The organism is Staphylococcus epidermidis, assembly GCF_006742205.1.
GTDB classification, from domain to species: domain Bacteria; phylum Bacillota; class Bacilli; order Staphylococcales; family Staphylococcaceae; genus Staphylococcus; species Staphylococcus epidermidis.
The window spans coordinates 1,294,322-1,315,877 of the sequence record NZ_AP019721.1; the positions used below are offsets into that span (position 1 = coordinate 1,294,322).

Here is a 21,556-nt window from a genome sequence, read left to right on the forward strand (position 1 = left end):
TAGCTTATCTATGAGGCAATCTTTTTTAATTCTTCAATTTATATACAAGAATTATTCACATTTTTATTTCTAAACACTTATTTTAGTATTATTAATTAGGAAAATGATTTTGTAATAAATACTGATATAGTGCTCGTTAGATATTTTAACTTTACAATTTCAAAATAGTGTTTAGTAGTAGTTCAGAACTCCATGTGTTAAAATCAATGTATAAATATTCGTAATTTGAGGTGTTAATTGTGCCAAAAAAGTCAGTGAGACATATAAAAATAAGAGAGATAATTTCAAATGAACAAATAGAAACACAAGATGAACTAGTTAAACGTTTGAATGAGTATGATTTAAATGTTACACAAGCTACTGTTTCACGAGATATTAAAGAATTGCAATTAATTAAAGTTCCTGCACCTACAGGGCAATATGTTTATAGTTTACCAAATGATCGTAGATATCATCCATTAGAGAAGTTGGGTAGATATTTAATGGATTCATTTGTAAACATTGAGGGTACTGGTAATCTACTAGTTCTTAAAACGCTTCCTGGTAATGCTCAATCCATTGGTGCTATACTTGATCAAATTGATTGGGATGAGGTACTTGGTACAATTTGTGGTGATGATACATGCTTACTTATTTGTCGAGACGAAGAAGCGAGTGAAGAAATCAAAACTCGAATTTTCAATTTATTATAAGGATGCGATGAATTTATGTTACAAACCTTATCAATAAAACAATTTGCCATTATTGACGAACTTGATATAAACTTTTCTGACGGTCTAACAGTTATGAGTGGTGAAACTGGCTCAGGAAAATCTATCATTATTGATGCCATTGGACAGTTAATCGGTATGAGAGCTTCTTCTGATTACGTCAGACATGGTGAAAAGAAAGCAATTATCGAAGGTATCTTTGATATAGACGAGAGTAAAGACGCAATTAATATACTAGAATCATTAGCTATAGATGTTGATGAAGATTTTTTATTAGTTAAAAGAGAAATTTTCAGTTCTGGTAAGAGTATTTGTCGTATTAATAACCAAACTGTCACTCTACAGGACTTAAGAAAAGTGATGCAAGAACTGCTTGATATTCATGGTCAACATGAAACGCAATCTTTACTTAAGCAAAAATATCATCTTCAACTATTAGATGATTATGCAGACAATCAGTATTCAGATTTACTTAATCAATATCAACTTTCTTATAACCAATATAAAAATAAACGTAAAGAATTAGAGGAATTAGAATCCGCGGACCAGGCTTTATTACAACGATTAGACTTAATGAAATTTCAATTAGAGGAACTAACCGAAGCTTCACTGAAAGAAGGCGAAGTGGACCAACTTGAATCCGATATTAAAAGAATTCAAAACTCCGAAAAATTAAATCTAGCTTTAAACAATGCACATCAAGTTCTAACTGATGAAAGTGCAATACCCGATAGGTTGTACGAATTAAGCAACTACTTGCAAACGATTAATGATATCGTTCCAGAAAAATTCGTAAGATTAAAAGAGGACATTGATCAATTTTACTATATGCTAGAAGATGCAAAGCATGAAATTTACGACGAAATGGCTAACACTGAATTCGATGAGCAAGTTTTAAATGAGTATGAATCCAGAATGAATTTACTTAATAATTTAAAACGTAAATATGGTAAGGATATTACTGAACTTATTGCTTATCAGAGTAAACTTGCAAATGAAATTGATAAAATAGAAAACTATGAACAAAGTACATCACAATTAAGGGAAGAAATTAAAACGCTTTATAACGAAGTGATAGATATAGGAAAAAAACTTTCTCAAGAACGTAGGCGTGTAGCGAGAGAGTTAAGGGACCATATTGTTTCTGAAATACAAAATTTACAAATGAAAGATGCTAACCTTGAAATTTCGTTTAAACCATTAGATGAACCTACAATTGAAGGTATTGAATTTGTGGAATTTTTAATTAGTCCAAATCGTGGTGAACCACTTAAAAGTCTTAATAAAATCGCTTCAGGTGGTGAACTTTCAAGAATTATGCTTGCTCTAAAAAGTATATTTGTTAAATCACGCGGCCAAACCGCGATTCTTTTTGATGAAGTTGACTCGGGTGTATCTGGTCAAGCAGCACAAAAAATGGCTGAAAAAATGCGAGATATTGCTCAATATATACAAGTTATTTGTATTTCACACTTACCTCAGGTAGCTTCAATGAGTGACCATCATCTTCTAATAAGCAAGGCATCCAATGCCGATAGAACTACAACTCAAGTCAAAGAATTGAAAGATGAAAACAAAATAGATGAAATAGCACGTATGATTTCAGGAGCAAGTGTGACTGAGCTCACGAGAGAAAATGCAAAAGAAATGATTAAGCAAAATCACAATATTTAATTATGATTACCAAATTCAAACATAATGATTTTGGTTTTGATTAAATTTACAAATGATGTAAAATAGTTAAGTATTATTTTAAATTGAAGAAAACAAGATTGTAATTAGAAATATCAATAATGTTGGTACAACTATTTCCATTTCTTGTTTATTCTTTTTATCTAATGAAAAGCGTGAACATTAAATAAACCATTAGAGGACTAAAATACAGAATTTATATTTGTATTTTTAGTCTTCTATAAATTTAAGGAGTTAGACCATGTCAGAAAAACAATACGATTTAGTCGTGTTAGGTGGTGGTACGGCAGGATATGTAGCCGCCATCAGAGCTTCTCAATTAGGAAAAAAAGTAGCGATAGTAGAAAAATCACTCTTAGGTGGTACGTGTTTACATAAAGGATGTATACCTACTAAAGCACTTTTAAAATCGGCTGAAGTCAATCATACTATTAAAAACGCGCATACATTTGGAATTGATGTCAATCATTTTAAAATTAATTTCCCTAAAATTTTAGAACGTAAAGATGCTATTGTTAAGCAATTGCATGAAGGCGTCAATCAACTGATGAAACATCATCATATAGATATTTATAACGGTATTGGACGAATTATGGGAACATCTATATTTTCTCCTCAAAGCGGTACAATTTCTGTGGAATATGAAGACGGCGAATCAGATATACTCCCTAATAAAAATGTGCTTATAGCTACTGGGTCATCACCACAGTCTCTTCCGTTCATTAAATTTGACCATAAACAAATACTATCGAGTGATGATATCCTAAGGTTAAATACACTACCACAAAGATTAGCAATCATAGGTGGAGGTGTTATTGGTTTAGAATTTGCATCTCTGATGAATGATTTAGGTGCTGATGTAGTAGTAATCGAAGCGAATGACAGAGTTCTTCCTACCGAGAGCACACAAGTTGCGTCATTGCTAAAAGAAGAATTAACTAATCGAGGCGTTACATTCTACGAAAATATTCAATTGACCAAAGATCATTTTAACCAAACTGATAAGGGTGTAACTATTAATATTTCAGATGAGCCCGTCCAATTCGATAAAGTACTTGTTGCAATTGGTAGAAAGCCTAATACAAATGATATTGGTTTAAATAACACTCAAATTAAGACTTCTGATGCTGGTCATATTATAACAAATGGTTATCAGCAAACTGAAGATAAACATATATACGCAGCAGGAGATTGTATAGGGCAATTACAATTGGCACACGTCGGTTCAAAAGAAGCTATAGTTGCAGTTGAACATATGTTTGATTGTTCTCCTATACCTATCAATTATGACCTGATACCAAAATGTGTTTATACAAACCCAGAAATTGCTTCAATTGGTAAAAATTTAGAACAAGCAAAAAAAGCAGGCATCAAAGCAAAAAGTATCAAAGTTCCTTTTAAAGCTATAGGAAAGGCAATAATTGAGGATGTAACCCAATCAAAAGGATTTTGCGAGATGGTAGTTAACAAAGATGACGATGAAATCATAGGTCTTAATATGATAGGGCCACATGTTACAGAATTAATAAATGAAATTTCATTGTTACAATTTATGAATGGCTCATCTTTAGAACTTGGTTTAACAACACATGCACATCCTTCATTATCCGAGGTAGTCATGGAATTAGGTTTAAAAGCTAATGGTCAAGCAATTCATGTATAGTTGGAGGTAAAAAAATGATAGATTACAAGTCAGCAGGCCTTACAGAAGAAGACCTCAAAAAAATATATAAATGGATGGACTTAGGAAGAAAAACAGACGAAAGGCTATGGTTACTCAATCGTGCAGGTAAAATTCCATTTGTTGTCAGTGGTCAAGGGCAGGAAGCAACTCAAATTGGTATGGCATATGCAATGCAAAAAGGTGATATCTCATCACCTTATTATCGTGATTTAGCATTTGTCACTTATATGGGAATTTCTCCATTGGATACTATGTTATCAGCTTTTGGAAAACGTGATGACATTAACTCAGGAGGTAAACAAATGCCTTCTCATTTTAGTCACAAAGAAAAAGGCATTTTATCTCAAAGTTCTCCAGTAGCCACTCAAATACCACATTCTGTCGGTGCTGCATTAGCACTTAAAATGGATAACAAGCCAAATATTGCTACCGCAACAGTTGGAGAAGGCAGTTCAAATCAAGGTGACTTTCACGAAGGTATGAACTTTGCTGCAGTTCACAAATTACCTTTCGTCTGTGTAATAATTAACAATAAATATGCGATATCTGTACCAGATTCACTACAATATGCTGCTGAAAAGTTATCAGATCGTGCATTAGGTTACGGTATGCATGGAATACAGGTAGATGGAAATGACCCAATTGCAGTATACAAAGCGATGAAAGAAGCAAGAGAACGAGCGCTAGCAGGTGAAGGTCCAACATTGATAGAAGCTGTCACTTCACGTATGACACCACATTCATCTGATGATGATGATACATATCGTACAAAAGAAGAAAGAGACCTATTGAAACAAGAGGATTGTAATATAAAATTTAAAACGGCCTTACTCGATCAAGGCATCATAAACGAAAATTGGTTGAGTCAATTGGAAAAAGAGCATAAAGAACTCATTAATGAAGCTACTAAATCTGCTGAAGCAGCACCATATCCTTCAGAAGAAGAAGCTTTGACATATGTTTATGAAGAGGGAGGTCAACGAAATGACTAAATTATCATACTTAGAAGCTATACAAAATGCACAAGACTTAGCACTAAATCATTTTAGTAATGCATTTATACTTGGCGAAGATGTAGGAAAAAAGGGTGGCGTTTTCGGCACAACCAAAGGATTACAAAGTAAGTATGGTGATGAACGTGTAATTGATACACCTCTTGCGGAATCGAATATTATTGGTACTGCTATTGGTGCAGCAATGCTAGGTAAGAGACCTATTGCCGAAATACAATTTGCAGATTTCATTTTGCCTGCTACAAATCAAATTATAAGTGAAGCAGCTAAAATGAGATACCGTTCAAATAATGACTGGAATTGCCCACTGACTATCAGAGCACCTTTTGGTGGTGGAGTTCATGGTGGATTATATCATTCACAAAGTGTTGAAAGCATTTTTGCTTCAACTCCTGGATTAACTATTGTTATTCCTTCATCACCTTATGATGCTAAAGGTCTTCTATTGTCCTCTATAGAGTCTAACGATCCAGTCTTATACTTTGAACATAAAAAAGCATATCGTTTTCTAAAAGAGGAAGTTCCCGAAACATATTATACTGTACCTCTAGGTAAAGCAGATGTTAAAAGGCCAGGCGAGGACATCACTGTATTTTGTTACGGATTGATGGTGAATTACTGTTTACAAGCTGCAGATATTTTGGCAAATGACGGCATCGATGTTGAAGTAGTCGACTTAAGAACAGTTTATCCACTAGATAAAGCAACTATCATTGAACGCTCTCAACGTACTGGTAAAGTTCTTCTTGTTACTGAAGATAATCTAGAGGGAAGCATTATGTCTGAAGTATCTGCAATTATAGCTGAAAACTGTCTGTTCGATTTAGATGCGCCAATCATGCGATTAGCTGCACCGGATGTCCCATCTATGCCATTTTCACCAACATTAGAAAATGAAATTATGATGAACCCAGAAAAGATACAGGACAAAATGCGTGAACTCGCACAATTTTAAGGAGGGTGTCAATTGGATATAAAAATGCCTAAGCTTGGTGAAAGTGTGCATGAAGGTACGATTGAACAATGGTTAGTATCAGTAGGAGATCATGTAGATGAGTATGAACCATTATGTGAAGTTATTACAGATAAAGTAACAGCTGAAGTGCCTTCAACAATTTCTGGAACAATAACAGAATTAGTGGTTGAAGAAGGACAAACTGTCAATATTAACACGGTGATTTGTAAAATCGATTCGGAAAATGGTCAAAATCAAACAGAATCGGCAAATGAGTTTAAGGAAGAACAAAATCAGCATTCTCAATCAAATATAAACGTGTCACAATTCGAAAATAATCCTAAAACTCATGAAAGTGAGGTGCATACAGCCTCTAGTCGCGCAAATAACAATGGACGATTTTCACCAGTTGTCTTTAAATTAGCTTCTGAACATGATATTGATTTAACACAAGTCAAAGGAACTGGTTTTGAAGGTCGTGTTACTAAGAAAGATATTCAAAATATTATTAACAATCCAAACGATCAAGAAAAAGAGAAAGAATTTAAACAAACAGATAAAAAAGATCATTCAACGAACCATGGTGACTTTTTACATCAATCCTCAACTAAAAACGAACACTCACCATTATCAAATGAACGTGTCGTACCAGTTAAAGGTATTAGAAAAGCTATCGCACAAAATATGGTTACTAGTGTCAGCGAAATACCACACGGTTGGATGATGGTTGAAGCTGATGCAACGAATTTGGTTCAGACTAGAAACTATCATAAAGCTCAATTTAAACAGAATGAGGGTTACAATTTAACTTTCTTTGCGTTTTTTGTAAAAGCTGTTGCAGAGGCTTTAAAAGTAAATCCATTACTCAATAGTACATGGCAAGGAGATGAAATTGTTATCCACAAAGATATTAATATCTCTATTGCTGTTGCAGACGATGATAAGTTGTATGTGCCAGTCATTAAAAATGCAGATGAAAAATCAATTAAAGGTATCGCGCGTGAAATCAATGATTTAGCTACTAAAGCAAGATTAGGAAAATTAGCACAAAGTGATATGCAAAACGGTACATTTACGGTTAATAATACTGGTTCTTTTGGTTCTGTTTCTTCAATGGGAATCATTAATCATCCACAAGCTGCCATTTTACAAGTAGAATCAGTCGTTAAGAAACCTGTAGTTATAGATGATATGATTGCAATTAGAAATATGGTTAATTTGTGTATTTCAATCGATCATCGTATTCTCGATGGTGTTCAAACGGGAAAATTTATGAATCTTGTTAAGAAAAAAATAGAACAATATTCTATTGAAAACACTTCTATTTATTAATTACAAACAATGATTACCAATTAAACTTCATATTAAAGTTGAACGCTTTAAGGAGGATAATTTCTTCTTAAAGCGTTCTTCAGTATTCGTTTTAAATTTCAACTAGAATTTTTCAATCATCATAAATTAATCCTGTTGAACAATGTGTTGTTAATTAGTAGAATAAAATAAGTAAAATTAACTTATTATGGAAGGTGACAAATCATGGATTTAAACTTTGATTTATATATGAATGATGTTGTTGAACAAGCACGAAACGAAATTGAGCATGCTGGTTATCAACAATTAACTTCTGCTGAGGATGTTGATCAAGTTTTACAACAAAAGGGGACATCTTTAGTCATGGTAAATTCCGTATGCGGATGCGCAGGTGGGATTGCACGTCCTGCAGCGGCACATGCATTACATTATGATAAATTACCTCAACGATTAGTTACAGTATTTGCAGGACAAGATAAAGAGGCAACACAACAAGCTAGAGAATATTTTGAAGGATATGCACCCTCAAGTCCATCTTTTGCTTTGATTAAAGATGGTAAAATCACCGAGATGATTGAACGACATCAGATTGAAGGTCATGATGTAATGGACGTAATCAATCAGTTGCAAGCATTGTTTGATAAATATTGTGAAGAAAGATAAAAGGTTAGTTCCATGCTTAAGTTAAATCCCTATAAAATAGGATTTAGAACTGTCAAAACTGCTGTGGGAATGACTTTAGGAGTAATCATATGTAAACTTCTAAGCTTAGATAATTATGCATCCAGTGCTATTTTAGTTGTATTGTGCATAAAGCACACTAAGATGCATTCAGTACAAGCAATTTTATCTCGACTAGTTTCATGTTTACTCATATTATTTTTAGGTTCAGCAATTTTTAGTCTTTTAGGACAACATGCATTTGTTTTAGGTTTAATTGTTTTGTTGTTTATTCCTTTGACAGTTGTTCTAAATGTGCAAGAAGGTGTTATCACTAGTTGTGTCATATTATTACATGTCTTTAACGCCAAAGCTATTAATGGGCACCTTATTTTAAATGAAATAATGCTATTAATAGTGGGCTTAGGTATAGCATTTCTAATGAACTTAATGATGCCTAGTTTAGATAAGAAATTGAATCATTTTAAGCAGGATATAGAAAATCAAATAACTGAAATATTTAATATTTTTAGTCAAGCCTGCTCAATGCATAATGATCATTTAAATATTAAATTTGATTCATTACTTTTAAATATTAAAAAAGCAAAATCACTTGCTTTTAGAGATGTTAAAAATCACTTTGTACGAAACGAAAATTCATTTTATCATTATTTTGATATGAGAGAAGAACAAGTTGAATTATTAAAACGTATGACATCGTTATTAGAAAGAATAAATACAGATGATCCTATACTCGAAAAGATTTCACAATTAATGTATGAAATTGGAAGTAACGTAAATAGCAATGATTATACGGCTCTAAGACTACATTCACTTTATGAAATACGTTTATCTCTCGATGATTTACCATTACCGACTACTCATAAGACTTTAAATTCCCGAGCACATATTATTCAAATTCTAAATGAACTAGAAGAATACTTAAATATTAAATCTCAATTTGGTTCTTTAAAATTGCATAGTGAAATATAAAAAAGCCGTTACGTGACGAAATATTAATTAACGCCATGTAACGGTTTTTTATTAGTTCATTAATGGTGCTATGCTAGTTAATAGCAATGCTAGTACTACTGCAATTAACATAACAACAATAATGACACGTAACACTTTATTATTCAATTTCAATCCTCCGCATCATTAGGTCATATATAACCATTGAGTAATTGACACTATAAACTATAATTCATTCACTCGTAAAATATCAACTTTATAATAATAAAATTATATACTTTATCTTGTAGGTTGTAAAATGTCATAGAATTAAATCATTAGTGAGTAGTTAAATTAGTTTTGACAATTCATAATGTCAGTTAAAATATATTTATACAAGTAAAAAAGGGGTACCATATATGATTAATCAAAAACGTTTATTAGATTGTTTTCTAGAATTAGTGCAAATTGATTCGGAAACAGGGCACGAAGAAACAATTCAACCTTATCTTAAAGATACGTTTGAAAAAATGGGGCTCCATGTTATTGAAGATGAAGCTTCAAAAAATAATAGATTAGGTGCTAACAATCTTATTTGTACGTTAAAAAGTAATATAAGTCATCAGAATGTGCCGAAAATTTATTTTACAAGCCACATGGATACTGTCGTTCCAGGAAAAAACATCCAACCTGTAGTAAAAGAAGATGGATACGTTTATAGCGATGGAACTACGATACTCGGGGCGGACGATAAAGCCGGTCTTGCGGCAATAATTGAAGCGATTAAACAAATTAAGGAATCAAATTTGCCACACGGACAGATTCAAATAATTATTACCGTGGGAGAGGAATCTGGATTAGTAGGTGCTAAAGCAATAGATACTCGCCTTCTTGATGCAGATTTCGGCTATGCTGTAGATGCAAGTAAAGATGTTGGAACTACTGTTATCGGTGCTCCAACTCAAGTAAAGATTTATACAACTATAAAAGGGAAAACCGCCCATGCAAGCACACCTAAAAAAGGTATTAGCGCAATAAATATTGCATCAAAAGCAATCAGTCGAATGAAATTGGGACAAGTCGATGCATTAACAACAGCCAATATAGGTAAATTTCACGGAGGTTGTGCCACTAATATTATAGCTGATGAAGTCACTTTAGAGGCAGAAGCACGGTCACATGATGATCAAAGCATTAATAAACAAGTGAAACATATGAAAGAGACTTTCGAAACGACAGCAAATGAATTAGGCGGTCAAGCTGAAGTGTTAGTTGAAAAAAGTTATCCGGGATTTGAAGTTAGTGAAGCTGACAAAGTAACACAATATGCTATATCTAGTGCATTAGCCCTCGGTCTAAAAGGTGATACTTGTATTGCTGGTGGTGGTTCAGACGGCAACATCATGAATCAATATGGCATTCCTTCTGTGATTTTAGGAGTAGGATATGAAAACATACATACTACTTCGGAAAGAATAGCAATAAAGGATATGTATATGCTCACAAGACAAATAATAAAAATTATTGAGCTAGTAGCTGAATAAAACATGCATATCGTAATTGTTAATTAGCGATTTATGTTACAATATTATTGAAAATTTTTGAACAAGAGAGGTAAGTAATATGACACAACAAATTGGAGTAGTGGGTTTAGCAGTAATGGGGAAAAACCTAGCTTGGAATATTGAATCACGTGGTTATAGTGTTTCTGTTTATAACCGATCAAGACAAAAAACTGATGAAATGGTTAAAGAATCGCCTGGAAGAGAAATTTACCCAACATACTCATTAGAAGAATTTGTAGAATCTTTAGAGAAACCTCGTAAGATTTTATTAATGGTAAAAGCTGGACCTGCAACAGATGCCACTATAGATGGTTTATTACCTTTATTAGACGATGATGATATTTTAATTGATGGTGGTAATACTAATTACCAAGATACGATTCGTCGAAATAAAGCTTTAGCTGAAAGTAGTATTAACTTTATTGGTATGGGAGTTTCTGGTGGAGAAATCGGCGCACTCACGGGCCCTTCTTTAATGCCAGGTGGTCAAAAAGATGCTTATAACAAAGTCAGCGATATCTTGGACGCAATTGCTGCTAAGGCACAAGATGGTGCTTCATGTGTAACTTACATTGGCCCTAATGGTGCAGGACATTATGTTAAGATGGTACACAATGGTATCGAATATGCAGATATGCAATTAATTGCTGAAAGTTATGCAATGATGAAAGATTTATTAGTCATGTCACATAAAGAAATTTCTCAAACTTTTAAAGAATGGAATGCTGGAGAACTTGAAAGTTATTTAATAGAAATTACAGGTGATATTTTCAATAAATTAGATGATGACAATGAAGCACTTGTAGAAAAAATATTAGATACTGCAGGTCAAAAAGGCACAGGTAAATGGACTTCAATTAACGCACTAGAATTAGGTGTTCCTTTAACAATCATTACAGAATCTGTATTTGCGAGATTCATCTCATCAATTAAAGAAGAACGTGTTACTGCTTCTAAATCTTTAAAAGGACCTAAAGCACATTTTGAAGGCGATAAAAAAACATTCTTAGAAAAAATACGTAAGGCACTTTATATGAGTAAAATATGCTCATATGCACAAGGTTTCGCTCAAATGAGAAAAGCCAGTGAAGATAATGAGTGGAATTTGAAATTAGGCGAATTAGCAATGATTTGGCGTGAAGGTTGTATTATTCGTGCACAATTCCTACAAAAAATTAAAGATGCCTACGATAATAATGAAAACTTACAAAACTTATTATTAGACCCTTACTTCAAAAACATTGTTATGGAATATCAAGATGCACTACGTGAAGTAGTAGCTACTAGCGTGTACAATGGCGTGCCAACACCTGGTTTTTCAGCAAGTATAAATTATTATGATAGTTATCGCTCAGAGGATTTACCTGCAAACTTAATTCAAGCACAACGTGATTACTTTGGCGCACATACTTATGAACGTAAAGACCGTGAAGGTATTTTCCATACACAATGGGTAGAAGAATAATTTACGCTATAAAATCTCACTCTAAATTGGGTGAGATTTTATAAAAATTTTAATGTAAACGTTTTCTCTTAGTATAGTTTTTATCAAAATTAATGAGTCCTTTTATTTAAACTTATTAATTTTGTTTATATAAATTATTTAGTTTTTTAATAACATAGGAGGAGATATTATGAAAAGAAATTGGTGGAAAGAAGCAGTTGCATATCAAGTATATCCACGAAGTTTTAATGATAGTAATGGAGATGGAATAGGTGATCTACCTGGATTAATTGAAAAATTAGATTATCTAGAAAATTTAGGAATAGATGTCATTTGGTTAAGCCCAATGTATCCATCACCAAACGATGATAATGGATATGATATTAGTGACTACAAAGGCATTATGAGTGAATTTGGTACAATGAACGATTTTGATCAATTGTTATCAAGCATACATCAAAGAGGGATGAAATTAATATTAGACTTAGTGGTTAATCACACATCAGATGAACACCCTTGGTTTATTGAATCAAAATCTAGTAAAACAAATGCAAAAAGAGATTGGTATATTTGGGCAGATCCTAAACCTGATGGATCTGAACCTAATAACTGGGAAAGTATCTTTAATGGTTCAACTTGGGAGTTTGACGAATCGACTAAGCAATACTATTTCCATTTATTTAGCAAAAAGCAGCCAGATTTAAATTGGGAAAATCCAGATGTAAGACAAGCTGTGTTTGAAATGATGAATTGGTGGTTTGAAAAAGGTATTGACGGATTTAGAGTTGATGCCATTACTCATATTAAAAAGAATTTTGAAGCAGGAGATTTACCTGTACCTGATGGCAAAAAATTTGCTCCAGCATTTGATGTAGATATGAATCAGCCAGGAATACAAGAATGGCTCCAAGAAATGAAAGATAAATCGTTAAGTCGGTATGACATTATGACTGTAGGCGAGGCTAATGGTGTTACTCCTAATGATGCTGAAGAATGGGTAGGAGAAGAAAATGGGAAATTTAATATGATATTCCAGTTTGAACATCTTGGTTTATGGAGTACTGGCGATACGAAATTCGATGTTAAATCCTATAAACAAGTCTTAAATCGTTGGCAAAAGCAACTAGAAAATGTAGGTTGGAATGCTTTATTTATCGAAAACCATGATCAACCACGTCGTGTTTCAACCTGGGGTGATGATAAAAATTATTGGTATGAATCAGCAACTAGTCACGCTACTGCCTACTTTTTACAACAGGGCACACCTTTTATTTACCAAGGTCAAGAAATAGGTATGACTAATTATCCATTTGAAAGCATTGAAAGTTTCAACGATGTCGCAGTGAAAACTGAATATCAAATAGTCAAAAAAGAAGGTGGAGATGTCAATCAATTACTAGATAAATATAAAATGGAAAACCGAGACAATGCAAGGACTCCAATGCAATGGAATAATTCTATCAATGCTGGATTCACTACTGGTAAGCCATGGTTTCATGTAAACCCTAACTATACAGAAATTAATGTTAAACAACAACTAAATGATAAGTTTTCGATACTTTCTTATTATAAAGCGTTAATTCAACTAAAAAAATCTGATTTGATTTACACCTACGGTAAGTTTAATATGGTCGATGCTGAAAATAAGCAGGTTTTTGCATATACACGCACATTTAAAAACAATACTGTATTAATTGTAGCCAATCTCACAAATGAAGTATCAGAACTAAACCTACCTTTTGAATTAGATATTTCATCTGTAGATATAAAATTGCATAATTATCACTTAAATGATATAAATTTAGACCATATTAAACCTTATGAATCATTCGTCGTTGAAATATAATACCATGACGATAATTCAAAAATTAAAAATAAACACGCCAGTGATTTTAAATACGTCACTGGCGTGTTTCACTATACATTGGTGGTATTGGTAGTCCATAACTTAATTAATTTGAAAAACTCATTTATATTAAGTTTGTCCCAACTAAATTTAGGTGAACACAACTCGAAGAATTTCATTCTAAAATTCAACAAATCTATCGAGTTGAAATTCGAAACACGATTCATATAATACTGATAATCTCATAACTCTATGTCACATCTTAATTTTGATAACCTTCATCTAAATCATAGATTTCTTGTTTAATAGGCAACCATAATTGAATCTTAGTGAATGGGTCATTAAATGAAATATCAAGTGGATAAATCTCAACATATAAACTATTTCGCTCATAAGGTAAAGTAAGTTGCAAGCTAGACTCAATATAATACCAAGCCTCGTTTGTAGCATAATCAATTTCACCTTGTAAATTAAACAATGCATAATGGCGACCAGGTAAAAATCTGCTTTCAAGATGTGAAGGGTAACGTTCACTCGGAACACCAACAAATATTTCTAAACCTTGTTCCAGAGGACAGCTGACTACAAATAATTCATACGGGCTCGTATCATTATAACGTTTAAGTTCTTTAATATAACCATCTACTAATAGATCCTCTAAAAAGTCTGGAATATTAAATGGATTTGATAATTGCTCAGTAGGAATAAATCTTGAATAGCCAACTAAAGAAATATCATCAGTCTCTTGAAGTCTGTATGTATAGGGTGCATTTTCAGTCGTTGATAATTTTATATACAGTCGTTGCTGTATTTTTAGTTCATCTTTTTTTGTTGTAGCTTGAATAGGTGAGATACCATGAAAATCGCTAAAATCATTTGCGAAATCATTAGAATTCGCATAACGATATTTCTTAGCAACATCCATTAATCGACTAGCTCCATTAACTACATCGTTTGCTGCTATTGTCATTTTACGTGCACGCGCATATTCCTCTGGGGACTGACCAACTATCATCTTAAAAGATTGATCCAAATGATACGGAGAAAGACCAACGTAATCACTTAATTCTTGCAAATTAAAAGGCTCTAACAAACGATCCTCAATATATACAATTGCCTGTTGTATTTGCTTGATAACGTCCAAAACTTTCACTCCAATTAAATTCAATCATAATCTTTATTGTACATTATTTTTAAATATTATACATCTTAAAGCCAGATTAATTTTTTGCAAAATATAAAAAATGTGAATGATTAAGTCCTAAATCACTACAAGTTCTTTTAAACGTTGCGTAATTTAAGATATCATCATTCACACTAATCTATATTTATATAAAATCCATATTAGTGGATATCATCCCACCAATGATTTCCATCACGACTTAATAAAAGATCACTTTCAAGAGGTCCATTCGTACCCGCTTCATAGTTAGGGAAACATGGTTCAACCATTGTCCATTGATCTTGGATTGCATCTACAAATTTCCAAGTAGATTTTAATTCTTCCCAATGTGTAAAATTAGTCGCATCACCTTTAAGACAATCAAACAATAAGTTTTCATATGCATCAACTGTATTCATTTTATCTTGAGCACTCATTGCGTATGATAATTGCACTGGCTCAGTATCAATTCCTTGAATGTTCTTTTTAGCATTTAAATGCAATGAAATTCCTTCATTTGGTTGAATATTAATGACTAGCAAATTAGAATCTAGTAAATTGTCAGTTTCATAATATAAATTCATAGGTACTTCTTTAAATTCTACTACGACTTGTATCGTTTTTGATTTCATACGTTTACCCGTTCTAATGTAGAAAGGAACTCCAGCCCATCTAAAGTTATCAATTGTTAATTTACCCGATACAAATGTCGGTGTAACCGAATCCTTTGCTACGCGATCTTCTTCTCGATATGACTTAACCTGTTTACCATCTATATTGCCTTGATCATATTGACCACGCACGAAATTCTTTTTAACTTCTTCTGGTTTTAATTGTCTAAGAGATTTAAGTACTTTGACTTTTTCTGCACGTATATCTTCACTATTCAAACTTATCGGTGCTTCCATTGCAAGTAAAGCAACCATCTGTAGCATGTGATTTTGTACCATGTCTTTAAGTGCACCACTAGATTCATAGTAGCCACCACGATCTTCGACACCTAATACTTCTGATGATGTAACTTGAATATTTGAAATGTATTTATTATTCCATAAAGGTTCAAACATCGCGTTTGCGAATCGCAAAACTTCTATATTTTGCACCATATCTTTGCCAAGATAGTGATCTATCCGATAAATTTCTTCTTCTTTAAACGAACGTCTTATTTGATTATTTAATGATTCAGCAGATTTAAGATCACTGCCAAATGGTTTCTCTATAACTAAGCGTTTAAATCCTGTAGTTTGAGTAAGACCAGAAGATTTAAGGTAATCTGAGATCACTCCAAAAAATTGTGGTGCCATCGCTAAGTAAAACAGACGATTCCCACCTAAAGCAAATTCTGAATCTAGTCGCTCACTAAATTGAAGTAATGACTGATAACTTTCTTTATCACTCACGTCAGTTTTATGATAAAAAACATGCGTCATAAACTCATCAATTCTATCTGTATCTTTAACATAAGTTTGAATTGACGCTTTAACTTGGTCGCGAAATTGTTCGTTATTATAATCGCGACGTCCTATACCAATAATAGCAATATGTTCATCTAAATTGTCTTGTTGATATAAATGGAATATAGAAGGAAATAGCTTTCTATGACTCAAATCTCCTGTGGCACCGAATATTGTAATCAAACAGGGAATGTGTTTTTGTTTAGTACTCAAGATTAAAACCTCAATTCTTAAATAAATATAATAAAAGATGATATTCTTTATGATTAAACATAATTTTAGTTACGATACTTTTATTGCGTAGTATTAAAAGTAACTCAATCGCATAGTCAAATATGTTTATGGATTTCATTTGATATGAATACAATTTTAATTCATATCAAAGCATACTAGATTAATTTATTATATGATAATCACAACCTAAGGTCATTATATTTGCTTAAAGTTAAGTAAAATAAATTGAAAAATACATTATGACTTAAAAATCAACTTTAACAAATATGAGACACAAGTTTGCGCTTAATAAAATAATATCAAAAATGATTATTCGATAATAGTTTATAATTATATTTTATTTCTTGATATAGAAATTATTCTTACGTATGATAAAATGAGTTAAGAAGAGGAGGATGAAGCATGGAAGTTACATTTTTCGGTACAAGTGCTGGGTTACCGACGAAAGAGAGAAACACACAATCCATTGCTTTAAATCTAGAACCATATTCAAATTCGATATGGTTATTTGATGTGGGCGAGGGAACACAACATCAAATTTTAAGACACTCTATTAAGTTAGGGAAGATAGATCATATTTTTATAACACACATGCATGGTGATCATATTTTTGGTCTCCCTGGACTTTTAACAAGTCGTTCGTTTCAAGGTGGAGAAAATAAACCCCTTACTATTATAGGGCCTAAAGGTATTCAAAATTACATAGAAACATCTTTACAACTTTCTGAATCGCATTTGAATTATCCGATTACCTATATCGAAATCAATCAACAATTAGCGTATCACCACAATGGTTTTACTGTACAAGCTGAAATGCTTAACCATGGCATACCTTCATTCGGATATCGTATTGAAGCCCCAATCACGCCTGGTACAATCAATGTAGAGGCCTTGAGAGGTATTGGACTAGAGCCTGGTCCAAAATATCAGGAAGTCAAATTACAAGAAACGTTCGAATATAAAGGATTAATTTACAATTCGGATGATTTTAAAGGTAAAGCTAAACCTGGTCCAATTATCAGTATATTTGGTGATACAAAACCGTGTGAAAATGAATATGAATTAGCAAAGAACTCAGATTTAATGATTCATGAAGCAACTTACATTGAAGGAGATAAGAAACTTGCTAATAATTACCATCATAGTCATATAGACGATGTATTTAATCTAATTAAGCAAGCTAATGTAAATAAAAGTCTTATCACTCATATCAGTAACAGATATAACATTGATGAAGTTACATCAATATACAATGAGTTATCCCTTGATCAAACTTCTCCACATTTTTATTTCGTTAAAGATTTTGATACTTTCAAAATATAATAAAACGCTTTTCTCTCAGAATACTATCTTAGGAGAAAAGCGTTTTTATTTATTCATCTTCTTTATGTGATAATTCCATACTTCTATTCACAGCTGCACCTAAACAATCTTCAAACATCGATACAATATCATATTGAGATAGTGCATCAAGTCCAGCTTGTGTAGTACCACCTTTAGATGTAATATTTTTCCTTAATTGAGACATACTTAAGTCTGAACGCTCAATCATTTTACTTGTTCCAATAATTAAATTGCGTATAGATTCTTCGACTTGATTTCGTTCTAAACCTAATTCTGTACCTGCTTTTACATATTGTTCAAATACATGATATAAAAATGCAGGCCCACTTCCTGTAATTGCAGTAACTTGATGTAGATGTTCTTCGGAGACTTCTATAACTGATCCAAATGCATTGATTAATTCATCCACTTCATTTTTAGATTTAGGATCAAAATTATTTGAAAAACTTATTCCAGTAACCGAATGTCCAACTTGAGCATTTGTATTTGGCATAATACGAGCTAATGGATTATTGGTATTAAGCTGCTGACGAATATAATCAATAGATAAACCTGCCATTATAGAAATAAACCTATTATCATTAGTAATGTGTTCTCTAATACGATTAGCTAAATTTTCAAAATCATGGGGCTTTGTACCTAAAAATACATAATCGGCATCTTTGAGTAATGCTTCATCATCATAACTATAATTAACCCCTAATTTTTCTGCAAAGCTTTTTAATGCTTGTTCATTGGATTTATTAGTTAAATAAATATCATTTGCATTTAAATTGTTGGAATTAATAATTCCAGTAAAAATTGCCTGCGCCATATTACCAGCACCATAAAATACAAGTTTCATATTCAACTCAACTCCTTCAATTTTGAATTCTATTCATTGACTTAAAGTTATGCATATATAGTATCATATATCATAGATAAGTAATATTACACATAAATAAAATTGAATGCTATCACACTTATTAAGCTTGTTATTAAAATATACATAAAGGAGGAGCGACGTGATAGGCAAACACTTTATTATAACTGGAGCAACGAGTGGGTTAGGTTTTGCAATAACCAATGAATTACTTCAAAGAGGGGCCCATGTTACTATACTTGCAAGAAATATAGATAAGTTCAATCGAATCAAAGAAAACTATTTTAAACCTGAACATATCAATGTGATTAAATGTGATTTAATGCAACGAAAAGATATTGAATCATTACAAAAATTTTTAAATACACCTATAAATGGTTTCATCTACAGTTCAGGTGTTGGATATTTTAAGTCTATAAGTGAGCATTCAACTCGTGAAGTAGTAGAAACTTACGAGGTTAATCTTACAAATTTTAATTTGTTATACAAAGTGATTCAACCACAATTAGTAAAAGCAGCATATATCGTTGGTATATCTAGTCAAGCTGCTCTTGTTTCACAGGCTAATGCGGCACATTACGGTGCATCGAAAGCAGGGTTTAGCGCCGTTCTTAATGCATTGAGATTAGAACAACCGGAATTAAAAGTGCTCAATGTACAGCCCGGTCCAATAGATACACCATTCCAAAAAAACGCAGATCCTACTCTAAAGTATTTTAAAAATTATAGACACATGATGATACAACCTCAACAACTTGCCAAGCAAATAGTGGAAGGAATAATACTAAATAAAATTGAAATTAATCAACCATCATGGATGCAAATAATGCTTAAATTTTATCAATTATGTCCACGTACACTAGAAAAATTATGTCCAAATCTATTTAAAAATAAAGTTTAAACACAGGTCAATTTTAAGGTAATCAAAAGTATTGACTGAATGAACATTTTATAAATGATTTTTTCAAAAACTCATCTTTGGCTTTTGTCAACGTTATCAATATGATTTTTGTATTGCCTTAAAGTAAAGAGATCCTACAGACGTCATTTAACCGTTTCATCTGTTGGATCTCTTTATTTAAGTATAGTCATCTAGGTATTTAACAAGTTGGTTAATATCCTTTTATTTCAAATGTTGTGTATATTCAATATCTTTAACTCTATTACGTGCAGATTTGATTTGATCTAAACTGATTTCTTTATAATAATTGCGGACATTCTCTTCAAGTTGTTCAACGCTACTAGCTCCTACAATAATTGACCCCATAGCATCATGAGAAGTTAAATATTTAAATGATAACGCGGTTAAATTACTTTCCAATTCTTTAATAGAAGCAATCGTGCTACCTAATTCGTCTTGAGTGTAATCTAACACACCGTTTTTAAATTTTTCATCTATAACATCAACACTTTTTGAAGTTAATAAACCTTTAAATACAGGGCCACGTGCTAGAATTTTAACTTGCTTATCATGAACGTCATTAATAAGACTTTCAGGGCGATTATCTATTAAATTAAACTGGGACATAAGTGTTTCAATTTGACTATTTTTAAGATAATAGTCTATCACGTTAGGCCGTATAGATGAAATTCCATATGCACGAATATATCCTTCTTGCTTTAATTCATCAAATGCACTAATAGTTTCGTCTAGAGGATCATCTATTGTTCCGCCATGTAATTGATATAAGTCTAAATGGTTTAATCCTAATCGTTTCAATGATCCCTTAACACTTTCTTTAATATGTTTTTTCGAAGGATCCCACGTCATATGTCCATCGTCAGTTAATCGATTTCCAACTTTAGTTCCGATAACGATGTCATCACGATTTTGATATTTTTTTAAGGCTTTACCAACAATTTCTTCATTAACTCCTTGATCGTAAATATCTGCAGTATCAAAATACGTAATACCATTATCAATTGCACTTTCAATAATTGGTTGCGCTTTTTTATAATCTGTGCCTAAACTCATGCAACCTAACCCAAGTTCAGAAATTTCGATGCCACTTTTTAGAATATTTTTTTGCATGTCCAGTCTCCTTTCGATACACTTTAACTGACGAATTCAGTTTATCAATTTATAAAACCAATTAAAAGGAACGTGTTTAAATATGAGATTAAACGAAAAAACAATCGATAGAACAGTTATATATAATGGTAGTATTATTGATTTAGAAGTACATGATGTTGAATTACCCGATGGTAGCACATCTAAACGTGAACTTGTATTTCATCATGGTGCGGTGGCAGTGTGTGCAATAACTCCTGAAAATGAAGTTTTATTAGTTAAACAATTTCGTAAGCCTGCAGATCAACCACTTTTGGAAATTCCCGCAGGCAAATTAGAAAAGGGTGAAGATCGTAAAGAAGCGGCTATTAGAGAACTACAAGAAGAAACAGGATATATTGCTTCAGATTTGCAATTTGTCACTAATATGTATGGGTCTCCTGGATTTTCAAGTGAAAAACTTTCTATATACTTCACAGACCAATTAACGGTTGGAGAAACCAATTTAGATGATGATGAATTTGTGGAGCTTCACAAAGTACCTTTAAGTCAAATCGATTCATTGTTAAAAGATAATAAAATTGAGGATGCCAAAACAATCATTGCATTGCAACATCTATTATTAAATTATAATCATTCTAAATAACAAGCAAATCTC

The 21,556-nt window shown here is 32.3% G+C and carries 19 protein-coding genes; 14 read left to right on the forward strand and 5 right to left on the reverse strand.

Annotated features, from left to right (window positions below; translation table 11 throughout):
• Positions 1 to 239: 239 nt before the first annotated feature.
• From ahrC to FNL83_RS06515, 8 genes are all read left to right on the forward strand, one after another.
• Positions 240 to 692 (forward strand): transcriptional regulator AhrC/ArgR, encoded by a 453-nt coding sequence (gene ahrC, locus FNL83_RS06480; RefSeq protein WP_002456185.1) that lies wholly within the window; start codon positions 240 to 242, stop codon positions 690 to 692.
• 15 nt (positions 693 to 707) lie between these two features.
• Positions 708 to 2,384, forward strand: coding sequence for a DNA repair protein RecN (gene recN / locus FNL83_RS06485; RefSeq protein ID WP_001830981.1), 1,677 nt, complete (start codon positions 708 to 710; stop codon positions 2,382 to 2,384).
• A 259-nt stretch (positions 2,385 to 2,643) separates the two neighbouring features.
• The gene (gene lpdA / locus FNL83_RS06490; protein WP_001830939.1) at positions 2,644 to 4,065 is read left to right on the forward strand and encodes a dihydrolipoyl dehydrogenase; all 1,422 of its coding nucleotides are present in this window, start codon (positions 2,644 to 2,646) and stop codon (positions 4,063 to 4,065) included.
• 14 nt (positions 4,066 to 4,079) lie between these two features.
• Positions 4,080 to 5,078, forward strand: a complete 999-nt coding sequence (locus tag FNL83_RS06495; protein ID WP_001831036.1) for a thiamine pyrophosphate-dependent dehydrogenase E1 component subunit alpha — start codon at positions 4,080 to 4,082, stop codon at positions 5,076 to 5,078.
• Positions 5,071 to 6,054: an alpha-ketoacid dehydrogenase subunit beta gene (locus FNL83_RS06500; protein ID WP_001830933.1), complete on the forward strand. Its 984-nt coding sequence runs from the start codon at positions 5,071 to 5,073 to the stop codon at positions 6,052 to 6,054. Before FNL83_RS06495 ends, FNL83_RS06500 begins: the two co-directional genes overlap by 8 nt.
• A gap of 12 nt (positions 6,055 to 6,066) precedes the next feature.
• Positions 6,067 to 7,386 carry a dihydrolipoamide acetyltransferase family protein gene (locus FNL83_RS06505; protein WP_001831238.1) on the forward strand — a complete coding sequence of 440 codons (1,320 nt, stop codon included), beginning with the start codon at positions 6,067 to 6,069 and terminating at the stop codon, positions 7,384 to 7,386.
• A gap of 204 nt (positions 7,387 to 7,590) precedes the next feature.
• The gene (brxB, locus tag FNL83_RS06510) at positions 7,591 to 8,028 is read left to right on the forward strand and encodes a bacilliredoxin BrxB (RefSeq protein ID WP_001831204.1); all 438 of its coding nucleotides are present in this window, start codon (positions 7,591 to 7,593) and stop codon (positions 8,026 to 8,028) included.
• A 12-nt stretch (positions 8,029 to 8,040) separates the two neighbouring features.
• Positions 8,041 to 9,018: an aromatic acid exporter family protein gene (locus FNL83_RS06515; protein WP_002456499.1), complete on the forward strand. Its 978-nt coding sequence runs from the start codon at positions 8,041 to 8,043 to the stop codon at positions 9,016 to 9,018.
• Between the two features lie 51 nt (positions 9,019 to 9,069).
• On the opposite strand, the gene prli42 is transcribed toward FNL83_RS06515, so the two are convergent.
• Positions 9,070 to 9,165 (reverse strand): stressosome-associated protein Prli42, encoded by a 96-nt coding sequence (prli42, locus tag FNL83_RS12070; RefSeq protein ID WP_002493579.1) that lies wholly within the window; start codon positions 9,163 to 9,165, stop codon positions 9,070 to 9,072.
• A gap of 230 nt (positions 9,166 to 9,395) precedes the next feature.
• On the opposite strand from prli42, the gene FNL83_RS06520 reads away from it, so the two are divergent.
• The 3 genes from FNL83_RS06520 to FNL83_RS06530 all read left to right on the forward strand — a co-directional run bounded on the left by FNL83_RS06520 (position 9,396) and on the right by FNL83_RS06530 (position 13,831).
• Positions 9,396 to 10,520, forward strand: a complete 1,125-nt coding sequence (locus tag FNL83_RS06520) for a M20/M25/M40 family metallo-hydrolase (RefSeq protein WP_001831086.1) — start codon at positions 9,396 to 9,398, stop codon at positions 10,518 to 10,520.
• Between the two features lie 79 nt (positions 10,521 to 10,599).
• Positions 10,600 to 12,006: an NADP-dependent phosphogluconate dehydrogenase gene (gndA, locus tag FNL83_RS06525; RefSeq protein ID WP_001831189.1), complete on the forward strand. Its 1,407-nt coding sequence runs from the start codon at positions 10,600 to 10,602 to the stop codon at positions 12,004 to 12,006.
• A gap of 169 nt (positions 12,007 to 12,175) precedes the next feature.
• The gene (locus FNL83_RS06530) at positions 12,176 to 13,831 is read left to right on the forward strand and encodes a glycoside hydrolase family 13 protein (RefSeq protein WP_002456500.1); all 1,656 of its coding nucleotides are present in this window, start codon (positions 12,176 to 12,178) and stop codon (positions 13,829 to 13,831) included.
• A gap of 262 nt (positions 13,832 to 14,093) precedes the next feature.
• On the opposite strand, the gene FNL83_RS06535 is transcribed toward FNL83_RS06530, so the two are convergent.
• Both FNL83_RS06535 and zwf read right to left on the reverse strand, forming a co-directional pair.
• Positions 14,094 to 14,975, reverse strand: a complete 882-nt coding sequence (locus FNL83_RS06535) for an AraC family transcriptional regulator (RefSeq protein ID WP_001831085.1) — start codon at positions 14,973 to 14,975, stop codon at positions 14,094 to 14,096.
• Between the two features lie 200 nt (positions 14,976 to 15,175).
• The gene (gene zwf, locus FNL83_RS06545) at positions 15,176 to 16,660 is read right to left on the reverse strand and encodes a glucose-6-phosphate dehydrogenase (protein WP_001831167.1); all 1,485 of its coding nucleotides are present in this window, start codon (positions 16,658 to 16,660) and stop codon (positions 15,176 to 15,178) included.
• Between the two features lie 423 nt (positions 16,661 to 17,083).
• Here zwf and rnz point away from each other — a divergent pair, with 423 nt between their 5' ends.
• Complete coding sequence (gene rnz, locus FNL83_RS06550; RefSeq protein WP_001831008.1) at positions 17,084 to 18,004, forward strand: ribonuclease Z; 921 nt, start codon at positions 17,084 to 17,086, stop codon at positions 18,002 to 18,004.
• Positions 18,005 to 18,053: 49 nt separating this feature from the next.
• On the opposite strand, the gene proC is transcribed toward rnz, so the two are convergent.
• Positions 18,054 to 18,869, reverse strand: coding sequence for a pyrroline-5-carboxylate reductase (gene proC / locus FNL83_RS06555; protein ID WP_001831307.1), 816 nt, complete (start codon positions 18,867 to 18,869; stop codon positions 18,054 to 18,056).
• 160 nt (positions 18,870 to 19,029) lie between these two features.
• On the opposite strand from proC, the gene FNL83_RS06560 reads away from it, so the two are divergent.
• Positions 19,030 to 19,788 (forward strand): SDR family NAD(P)-dependent oxidoreductase, encoded by a 759-nt coding sequence (locus tag FNL83_RS06560; RefSeq protein WP_001831231.1) that lies wholly within the window; start codon positions 19,030 to 19,032, stop codon positions 19,786 to 19,788.
• 222 nt (positions 19,789 to 20,010) lie between these two features.
• Here FNL83_RS06560 and FNL83_RS06565 read toward each other — a convergent pair whose 3' ends face one another.
• Positions 20,011 to 20,919 (reverse strand): aldo/keto reductase, encoded by a 909-nt coding sequence (locus FNL83_RS06565; RefSeq protein WP_001831310.1) that lies wholly within the window; start codon positions 20,917 to 20,919, stop codon positions 20,011 to 20,013.
• An 82-nt stretch (positions 20,920 to 21,001) separates the two neighbouring features.
• On the opposite strand from FNL83_RS06565, the gene FNL83_RS06570 reads away from it, so the two are divergent.
• A complete protein-coding gene (locus FNL83_RS06570) occupies positions 21,002 to 21,544 on the forward strand; it encodes an NUDIX hydrolase (RefSeq protein ID WP_001831173.1) in 543 nt (180 codons plus the stop codon).
• The last annotated feature ends 12 nt before the right edge of the window (positions 21,545 to 21,556 follow it).

Coding starts and splice junctions, on each gene's coding strand:
- brxB (WP_001831204.1), top strand. CDS start 7,591: ATGGATTTAAACTTTGATTTATATATGAATGATGTTGTTGAACAAGCA.
- recN (WP_001830981.1), top strand. CDS start 708: ATGTTACAAACCTTATCAATAAAACAATTTGCCATTATTGACGAACTT.
- FNL83_RS06515 (WP_002456499.1), top strand. CDS start 8,041: ATGCTTAAGTTAAATCCCTATAAAATAGGATTTAGAACTGTCAAAACT.
- lpdA (WP_001830939.1), top strand. CDS start 2,644: ATGTCAGAAAAACAATACGATTTAGTCGTGTTAGGTGGTGGTACGGCA.
- FNL83_RS06500 (WP_001830933.1), top strand. CDS start 5,071: ATGACTAAATTATCATACTTAGAAGCTATACAAAATGCACAAGACTTA.
- FNL83_RS06570 (WP_001831173.1), top strand. CDS start 21,002: ATGAGATTAAACGAAAAAACAATCGATAGAACAGTTATATATAATGGT.
- FNL83_RS06565 (WP_001831310.1), bottom strand. CDS start 20,919: ATGCAAAAAAATATTCTAAAAAGTGGCATCGAAATTTCTGAACTTGGG.
- proC (WP_001831307.1), bottom strand. CDS start 18,869: ATGAAACTTGTATTTTATGGTGCTGGTAATATGGCGCAGGCAATTTTT.
- FNL83_RS06530 (WP_002456500.1), top strand. CDS start 12,176: ATGAAAAGAAATTGGTGGAAAGAAGCAGTTGCATATCAAGTATATCCA.
- gndA (WP_001831189.1), top strand. CDS start 10,600: ATGACACAACAAATTGGAGTAGTGGGTTTAGCAGTAATGGGGAAAAAC.
- FNL83_RS06495 (WP_001831036.1), top strand. CDS start 4,080: ATGATAGATTACAAGTCAGCAGGCCTTACAGAAGAAGACCTCAAAAAA.
- rnz (WP_001831008.1), top strand. CDS start 17,084: ATGGAAGTTACATTTTTCGGTACAAGTGCTGGGTTACCGACGAAAGAG.
- FNL83_RS06520 (WP_001831086.1), top strand. CDS start 9,396: ATGATTAATCAAAAACGTTTATTAGATTGTTTTCTAGAATTAGTGCAA.